The 4,305-nt window shown below is 60.9% G+C and carries 3 protein-coding genes and 3 pseudogenes; all 6 read left to right on the plus strand.

Annotated features, from left to right (window positions below; translation table 11 throughout):
• Window positions 1-700 (plus strand): translation elongation factor Ts (gene tsf, locus I5W_RS19085; protein WP_044530409.1); only part of this gene is annotated, 700 nt, incomplete at its 5' end.
• A gap of 289 nt (window positions 701-989) precedes the next feature.
• Window positions 990-1,705: pseudogene (pyrH, locus tag I5W_RS19090) on the plus strand (UMP kinase).
• Window positions 1,706-1,821: 116 nt separating this feature from the next.
• Complete coding sequence (frr, locus tag I5W_RS19095) at window positions 1,822-2,382, plus strand: ribosome recycling factor (RefSeq protein WP_017451064.1); 561 nt, start codon at window positions 1,822-1,824, stop codon at window positions 2,380-2,382.
• A 204-nt stretch (window positions 2,383-2,586) separates the two neighbouring features.
• Window positions 2,587-3,345: a polyprenyl diphosphate synthase gene (gene uppS / locus I5W_RS19100; protein ID WP_083893586.1), complete on the plus strand. Its 759-nt coding sequence runs from the start codon at window positions 2,587-2,589 to the stop codon at window positions 3,343-3,345.
• Window positions 3,345-4,171 (plus strand): annotated as a pseudogene (locus I5W_RS19105) (phosphatidate cytidylyltransferase). Before uppS ends, I5W_RS19105 begins: the two are co-directional and overlap by 1 nt.
• 26 nt (window positions 4,172-4,197) lie before the next feature.
• Window positions 4,198-4,287 (plus strand): annotated as a pseudogene (locus I5W_RS30170) (hypothetical protein); the annotation flags it as partial.
• Window positions 4,288-4,305 lie beyond the last annotated feature (18 nt).

Raw genomic sequence — 4,305 nt, forward strand, 5'->3', positions numbered from 1 at the left:
GACCTACATCGCTGGCAACGTCGGCGCGCTGGTCGAAGTGAACTGCGAAACCGACTTCGTGACCAAGAACGATGAGTTCATCGGTCTGGTCGAAGCCGCTGCCAAGCTGGTGGTCGAACAGAACCCGGCCGACGTGGCTGCCCTGGGCGCCTGCAAGCTGCCCGACGGCAAGACCCTGGAAGAACTGCGTACCGAACTGATCGGCCGCATCGGCGAAAACATGTCCTTCCGTCGCTTCCAGCGTTTCGAAACCAGCGGCAAGCTGGCTTCCTACCTGCACGGCACCCGCATCGGCGTGGTCGTCGAGTTCGACGGTGCCGATGAGCAAGTGGGCAAGGACGTGGCCATGCACATCGCCGCCATGAAGCCGGTCGCCCTGTCGGCCGAGCAAGTGCCGGCCGACCTGATCGAAAAGGAACGTTCGGTCGCCGCCCTGAAGGCTGCAGAATCGGGCAAGCCGGCCGATATCGTCGCCAAGATGGTGGACGGTTCGGTGCAGAAGTTCCTGAAGGAAGTGTCGCTGTTCAACCAGGCTTTCGTGAAGAACGACAAGCAAAGCGTCGAACAGATGTTGAAGGCGGCCAATACCACCGTCAAGTCGTTCGCCATGTACGTGGTGGGCGAAGGCATCGAGAAGAAGCAGGACGACTTTGCCGCCGAAGTGGCAGCGCAAGTGGCTGCAGCGAAACAAGCTCAGTAAGCGTCGCAAGAAAAAACGGGCCGAGAGGCCCGTTTTTTTAAGCTGGCTTCCTGGAACCTTCGGGAACTTTCGGCAGCAGTTGCATCTGTAGCATCAGCGATACCAGAAGTGACGGAAGTACAAGAAGTATCAGCGGTCAATAGAAATGAAATAGAGTAGGGCGCAGCAGTCATCCCCTCAAGCGTTCGGGCTTCACCCTGATGACGAAAGCGCGCCATTTCGTCGGGCCACAGCAAGTGCCGACGCGTCAATACGTAATTCAACCTCGGAAAGAACACGGAGCCCTGCAATGACAACACCAGCTTACAAGCGCGTACTCCTCAAACTCTCCGGCGAAGCACTCATGGGCGACGACGCCTATGGTATCAATCGCGCGACCATCGAACGCATGGTCGCGGATGTAGCAGAAATCAGCAAACTGGGCGTGGAACTGGCCATCGTGATCGGTGGTGGCAATATCTTCCGCGGCGTGGCGCCGGGCGCCCAGGGCATGGATCGTGCGACCGCCGACTACATGGGTATGCTGGCCACCGTGATGAACTCGCTGGCCCTGGCCGATGCCATGCGCCAGGCTGGCCTGACCGCACGCGTGATGTCGGCCATCGGCATCGAACAGGTGGTCGAACCCTACGTGCGCCCCAAGGCGCTGCAGTACCTGGAAGAAGGCAAGGTCGTGGTGTTTGCCGCCGGTACCGGCAATCCCTTCTTCACCACCGACACCGCCGCCGCCCTGCGTGGCTCGGAAATCGGTGCCCAGATCGTGTTGAAGGCCACCAAGGTCGACGGCGTCTATACCGCCGACCCCAGAAGGGACCCTCGGCTACCCGCTACCAGTCGATTTCCTTCGATGAAGCCATCTCCAAGCATCTGCAGGTGATGGACGCCACCGCCTTCGCGCTGTGCCGCGACCAGAAGCTGCCGATCAAGGTGTTCTCCATCGTCAAGCCAGGCGCATTGAAGAGCGTGGTCATGGGCGAAGACGAAGGCACCCTGGTTCACGTCTGAGTCATATTGCAGCGCAGAAACCGGCCGCAGGCCGGCATTCCCGTTTACAATGCCCCTCTTTCAGGCATTTGCCATCAAGACAAGCCAAGTTATTGCACCAAAGTTAGGAGAGCAGCATGAGTGTCGCTGACGTCAAGAAAAATACCGAACAGAAGATGGCCAAGTCCATCGAAACCCTCAAGGCCAACCTGGCCAAGGTCCGCACCGGCCGTGCCCACACCGGCCTGCTGGACCAGGTCATGGTCGAATACTACGGCTCGCCCACCGGCCTGTCGCAGGTCGCCAACCTGACCCTGATCGATGCCCGCACCATCGGTGTGCAGCCCTACGAAAAGAAGATGGCTGCCGTCATCGAAAAGGCCATCCGTGAAGCCGACCTGGGCCTGAACCCGGCCACCCACGGCGACCTGATCCGCGTGCCGATGCCGGCGCTGACCGAAGAGCGCCGCAAGGAAATGGTCAAGCTGGTCAAGAGCGAAGCCGAAGATGCCAAGATCGCGGTGCGCAACATCCGCCGTGAAGGCAATGAAGGCTTGAAGAAGCTGGTCAAGGACAAGGTCGCCTCGGAAGACGATGAGCGTCGCGGCCAGGACGAGATCCAGAAGCTGACCGACAAGTTCGTCGCTGACATCGACAAGATGGTCACCGAGAAGGAAAAGGAAGTGATGACGGTGTAAGCCGTCCGGCCGGGCAGCAGGCCTGCAGGACCCAGGCGCGGCGGCCATGGCAGCCGCGCAGCACGACAAGTCAAAGACAAAAAAATGTGCGTGGGAAGGGGGTGCAACGAGGTGGTGCGGCCAGACGGTTTGTCAAAGCCGCTGCGGCCCGCTACCATGATGCGCTTCGCTGTCCCATGCACGCCAATGCAATAAATTATTTTCATGAAGCATCAAAGCTCAACTCTTGCGGTTCCGGAGACTTCCGCGGTTCCGCGCCATGTTGCCATCATCATGGACGGCAACGGTCGTTGGGCGACCAAGCGCTTTCTGCCGCGCGTGGCGGGACATGCCAAGGGGGTGGATGCGGTGCGGTCCATCGTCGAGGCCTGCGCCGAACGCGGCATCGAATTCCTGACCCTGTTTGCCTTCAGTTCCGAGAACTGGCGCCGTCCTGCCGATGAGGTGTCGGTGCTGATGCGCCTGTTCATGACGGTGCTGGAGCGCGAAGTGGGCAAGATGGCCAGCAATGGCATCTGCCTCAAGATCGTCGGCGATATGAGTCGTTTCGATCCCAAATTGCAGGAAATGGCCGCCAGGGCCGAGGCCCAGACTGCCGGCAACAGCCGCCTGACGCTTACTGTCTGTGCCAACTACGGCGGGCGCTGGGATGTCATGCAGGCGGTCTCGAAGATGGTCAAGGACAAGCCGGGCGTGACCGACTACAGCGAAGAAGAGCTGGCCCCTTACCTGGCCATGGCCTACGCTCCCGAGCCCGATCTCTTCATCCGTACCGGTGGCGAGCAGCGCATCTCCAATTTCCTGCTGTGGNCACTGGCCTATAGCGAACTGTATTTTACCGAGACCTTCTGGCCCGATTTCGATGCCAAGGCGCTCGATCAGGCCATCGGCTCCCTATCACAACGCGAGCGCCGCTTCGGGCGCACCAGCGCCCAGGTGCTGGACCAGAAAAAGGCTTCCTGATGCTCAAGACGCGTGTCATCACGGCGTTGATCTGGTGGCAATCCTGTTGCCCATCCTGTATTTGGGTTACTTCCCGGCCTTTGCCATGGCAGCGCTGGTGTTCTTCGCCGCTGGTGCCTGGGAATGCTTCCGCCTCTTCAAGAGCCCGCGCCCGACGCTGTGGGCGGCCGTCTGGACGCTGGTGTTCAGCGTGATCCTTTTCTTCAGTGGCTTGCCCAGCGTGCGCTCGCTTTACGTCTTGTGCGTGCTGTTGTGGGCGCTACGCTTCATACCGGCGCTGGGAATGGGCTTGCCCAAGGTGGAAGCGTTCGGCAACCGCCTGCTCAATGGCACCTACATGCTTTCCATCCTGGGTTGCTTCGTGGCCATCGCCGATCTGTTCCGGCATTCGCCCGTGTACCTGCTGTCGGTGATGGCGGTGGTGTGGGTGGCCGATATCGGGGCCTATTTCTCCGGCAAGGGTTTCGGTCGCCACAAGCTGGCGCCCAGCATTTCTCCCGGCAAGTCGTGGGAAGGGGCCATCGGCGGCTGGTTGGCCGTGCTGGTGATGTCGGCAGCGGTGGCCATGTCCATGAGCGGCGGCGAGACCTTCCAGTATCACCTCTACAGCCATTGGGGCTGGGGCGGCTTCGTCGGCATCCTGACCCTGATGGTAGTGGCCAGCGTGGTGGGTGACCTGTTCGAGTCGCAATTGAAGCGCCGTGCCGGCATGAAGGACAGCAGCAATCTCTTGCCCGGCCACGGCGGCGTACTCGATCGCATCGACGCACTCATCCCGGTGCTGCCGCTGGCAGCGCTGGTCGACCTCTGGCTGGCGGCTGCCTGAGCCGCCGCTTTCCTCCTGGAAATTCCATGCAGTCCATCAGTATTCTCGGCGCCACCGGTTCCATTGGCGTGTCCACGCTGGACGTGGTGGCCCGTCATCCCGACCGGTATCGCGTCTTGCCCTGAGCGCCCTGC

Source organism: Herbaspirillum sp. B65, assembly GCF_000333555.1.
GTDB classification, from domain to species: Bacteria; Pseudomonadota; Gammaproteobacteria; order Burkholderiales; family Burkholderiaceae_D; genus Herbaspirillum; species Herbaspirillum rubrisubalbicans.